The following is a 3,895-nucleotide window of genomic DNA, read 5'->3' on the forward strand; positions in this document are numbered from 1 at the left end:
CCGCTCGTCCCGGGCACGCCCGGCGGGGCCGCGGACACCCACGACCTGGACGGGCTGGCCGCGGCGATCGACGACACGACCCGGGTGGTCTTCGTCTGCAACCCGAACAACCCGACCGGGACGGCGGTGCGGCGCCCCGAGCTCGAGCGCTTCCTGGACGCCGTCCCGGCGCAGACGCTGGTCGTGCTGGACGAGGCCTACCGGGAGTTCGTCACCGACCCCGACGTCCCCGACGGGGTCGAGCTGATGCGCGGTCGGCCCAACGTCGCCGTGCTGCGGACGTTCTCCAAGGCCTGGGGCCTGGCCGGCCTGCGGGTGGGCTACCTGCTCGCCGAGGACCCGGCCGTGGCCGACGCCGTCCGCCGCACCCAGGTGCCGTTCAGCGTCTCCTCCCTCGCCCAGGCCGCGGCGGTCGCGGCGCTGGCCAGTGAGCCCGAGGTGCGCGAGCGCTGCGCCGCCGTCGCCACCGAGCGCGCCCGGCTCACCGGTGCGCTGCGCGAGCGCGGGCTGCCGGTGGCCGACAGCCAGGCCAACTTCGTGTGGCTGCCGCTGGGGGAGCGGGCCGCCGAGGTCGCCGCTGCGCTCGAGGCCCGCGCGGTGATCACCCGGCCGTTCGCCGGTGAGGGGGTCCGCGTGACCGTCGGCATCCCCGAGGAGGACGACGTCTTCCTCGCCGCGCTGGACGACGTCCTGACCAGCGCACCGGTGGGTGCTGCCGGAGCCTGAGCGAGCGCTCGCGGGCCGCGTGGTTCGATGGAGGGCGTGCCTGCTCCCCGCGTGCTGTCCGGCATCCAGCCGACGGCGGACTCCTTCCACCTCGGCAACTTCCTGGGTGCACTGCGGCAGTGGGTCGCCCTCCAGGACGACCACGACGCGTTCTACTGCGTCGTCGACCTGCACGCGATCACGGCGGAGCAGCCCGACCCGGCGGTCCTGCGCCGGCGCACGCTGGTGTCGGCGGCGCAGTTGCTGGCGTTGGGCGTCGACCCGTCGCGCAGCACGCTGTTCGTGCAGAGCCACGTCCCCGAGCACGCCCAGCTGGCCTGGGTGCTGCAGTGCCTCACCGGGTTCGGCGAGGCCGGCCGGATGACCCAGTTCAAGGACAAGAGCAGCCGCGAGGGCGCCGGGACGACGTCGGTCGGGCTGTTCACCTACCCGGTGCTGCAGGCCGCCGACATCCTGCTCTACCAGGCCGCCCGGGTGCCGGTGGGCGAGGACCAGCGTCAGCACCTCGAGCTCACCCGTGACCTGGCGACCCGGTTCAACGGCCGGTACGGCGACACCTTCGTCCTCCCGGAGGCCTACGTGCCGCCGGGTGCGGCCAAGGTGCTGGACCTGCAGTCGCCGGACAAGAAGATGAGCAAGAGCCTCCCGCCGGCCGGGTGTGTGAACCTGCTGGACGACCCGAAGGTGACCGCGAAGCGGATCCGCTCGGCGGTCACCGACACCGGCCGCGAGGTGGTCGCCGACCCGGTGGCCAAGCCCGGGGTGACCAACCTGCTGGCCATCCACTCGGCGCTGTCCGGGCAGAGCACCGCCGAGCTGGAGGAGCACTTCGCCGGTCGTGGCTACGGCGACCTGAAGAAGGAGCTCGCCGAGGTCGTCACCGACGCCCTGGCCCCGATCCAGCAGCGCACCGCCGAGCTCCTGGCCGACCCCGCCGAGCTGGAGCGGGTGCTCGCCGCCGGGGCCGCCGGGGCCCGTGAGGTCGCGGCCCGCACGCTGGCGACGGTCTACGAGCGGGTCGGCTTCCTGCCCGCCGTCGGGGCACCGACGTGAGGGACCGGCCGCTCCGCGCCGACGACACCTTCGTGCACCGGCTCGACGCCGGCTCGGAGTCGTCGCCGGACACCGCCGTCCTCGGCGTCGTGGTGTCGGTCCCCGAGCCCTGGGCGCAGCTGCTGGTCGAGTGGCGGGGCAAGTGCGGTGACCCGCAGGCCACCCTGGTGCCTCCGCACGTGACGCTGCTGCCGCCCACCGAGGTGCCGACCGGCACCCGCCCGGCGATCACCGAGCACCTCTCCCGGGTGGCCGCCCAGCACCCCCCGTTCGACATGCACCTGTCGGGTACGGGCACCTTCCGCCCGATCTCGGAGGTGGTGTTCGTGGCGGTCGCGCTGGGCATCGCCGACTGCGAGCTGATCGCGACCGACGTCCGGACCGGGCCGCTGGCCCGGCCGTTGAGCTTCCCGTACCACCCGCACGTCACCGTGGCCCACGACGTGCCCGCCGACATGCTGGACATGGCCTACGCCGGCCTGGCCGACGTGCACGCGGAGTTCCGGGTCGGCAGCTTCACCGAGTTCGAGCAGCTGCCCGGTGGGGCGTGGGCCGTCTCCCGCGAGTACCCGCTGTCCGGTCCGCCGCACTGACCAGCGGCCGCGGCGGGCCCTGCCCGCTGCCGCGCGGAGTCGCTGGGCCACACCCAGACTGGCTCCGGTGACCAACCCCGTCAGCCGTGCGGCCGGTGCGGCGAAGCGGTCCCTGCGGCGCCAGCGGGCCCGGCGCTCCTGGCTGGACCACCTGATCCGCGCCGGCCGGCGCTACATCCGGGTGCACGCCACGTTGATGGCCTCCGGGGTGACGTACTACGTCTTCCTCGCCCTGGCGCCGGTGACCCTGCTGCTCGTGGCGGTCGCCGGGCTGGTCCTGCGGGGCAACCCGCTGCTGCAGGACCAGCTCCTCGAGGCCCTCCGGGACGCGGTGCCCGGGGAGACGGGGGACAGCCTGGCGGACACCGTCACCACGGCCGTCGACAGCGCCACCACCTTCGGTGTGGTCGGCCTGTTCGGCGTGGTCTTCATCGGGTTGGCCGCCATGGACAAGCTGCGCATCGGCATGGACATCGTCTGGCGGGGTCGGGCGGACCCGCCGCAGTTCCTGGCCGACCGGGCCAGGGACCTGCTGTCGCTGTTCTGGTTCGGCGTCGCGGGCGCGCTCAGCATCGCGCTCACCACCGGTGCGTCGAACATCGCCGGCCGGGTGTTCGGCCTGACCGAGGTCGACGAGGCGCCCGGCTTCTTCCTGCTCGCCCGGGCGCTGCCGATCGTGCTGGCCGTCGCCGGGGACGTCCTGCTGTTCCTGTGGCTGCTCAGGGGGGTGCCGGGCACCCCGTTCGGCTACCGGCAGCTGATGCCCGGCGCGTTCTTCGGCGCCGTGGGCTTCGAGGCGCTGAAGCTGGTCGGCGGCCTCTACCTGACGGCCATCGGGGGCAACGTGACCGCCTCGACGTTCGGCGGTCTGGTCGGCCTGATCGTCTGGATCAACGTGGTCTGCCGGTTCGCCTTCTTCACCGCGTGCTGGACGGCGACGCTCCCCGCCATCGAGCACGCCGACACGCGCGTCCCGCACGGACCACCGGGGCCGACGCCGCTGCCGGACATCGCGCGGGTCGACGAGCGGGCGGCGAGCCCGTCCCCGGGTCGGCTCGCCGTCGCCCTGCTGGGGGCCGGCGCGGTCGTCGGCGTGACCGCGGGCCGGGTGCTGCAGCGGCTCATCGCCCGTCGTGCAGAGCGGGGGCGGACTCGGGCGCTGCGACCCGACGCACCGCCCGACGCCGGCCGATGACCGTGGCCGCCACTATGACCAGTGCGCCGGCCGCCAGCCCGGCGGGCACGAGGGGTGCGGTGCTCGTCGCGGAGCCGGGAGCTGCCACGGAGCCCGTGCCGGCTCGGGTGTCCGGGGTGGCGGCCGCGGTCCCGGCAGGGGCCGCCGCCATCGCCGCCGTCTTCTCGGCCGCCATCTGCTCGGCGGCCTCCGCGGCCTCCATCGCGGCGGCGACCTCACCCGGCTCGACCAGCCGGCCGACGGGCTCGGCGTCGGCCGGGACGGCGAAGCCCCAGTCCAGCAGCCGCCGGGCCTGCTCCAGCTCGTGCACCGGGCGTCGCTCGGCCTG

The 3,895-nt window shown here is 74.8% G+C and carries 4 protein-coding genes and 1 pseudogene; 4 read left to right on the forward strand and 1 reads right to left on the reverse strand.

Going from position 1 to position 3,895, the window contains the following annotated elements; genetic code table 11:
* From G5C62_RS25890 to G5C62_RS25905, 4 genes are all read left to right on the forward strand, one after another.
* Positions 1-726 (forward strand): aminotransferase class I/II-fold pyridoxal phosphate-dependent enzyme (locus G5C62_RS25890; RefSeq protein ID WP_164703264.1); only part of this gene is annotated, 726 nt, incomplete at its 5' end.
* Between the two features lie 36 nt (positions 727-762).
* The gene (gene trpS / locus G5C62_RS25895) at positions 763-1,779 is read left to right on the forward strand and encodes a tryptophan--tRNA ligase (RefSeq protein WP_241176143.1); all 1,017 of its coding nucleotides are present in this window, start codon (positions 763-765) and stop codon (positions 1,777-1,779) included.
* On the forward strand, positions 1,776-2,372 hold the full coding sequence (locus tag G5C62_RS25900; protein WP_052091081.1) for a 2'-5' RNA ligase family protein: 597 nt from the start codon (positions 1,776-1,778) through the stop codon (positions 2,370-2,372). Before trpS ends, G5C62_RS25900 begins: the two co-directional genes overlap by 4 nt.
* Before the next feature lie 67 nt (positions 2,373-2,439).
* Entirely contained in the window at positions 2,440-3,567 is a 1,128-nt protein-coding gene (locus tag G5C62_RS25905) for a YihY/virulence factor BrkB family protein (protein WP_164703266.1), read from the forward strand.
* Here G5C62_RS25905 and G5C62_RS25910 read toward each other — a convergent pair.
* Positions 3,494-3,895, reverse strand: a pseudogene (locus tag G5C62_RS25910) (D-alanyl-D-alanine carboxypeptidase); the annotation flags it as partial. The gene G5C62_RS25905 and the pseudogene G5C62_RS25910 overlap by 74 nt on opposite strands.

The sequence above is a fragment of the Modestobacter sp. KNN46-3 genome, from assembly GCF_011039295.1.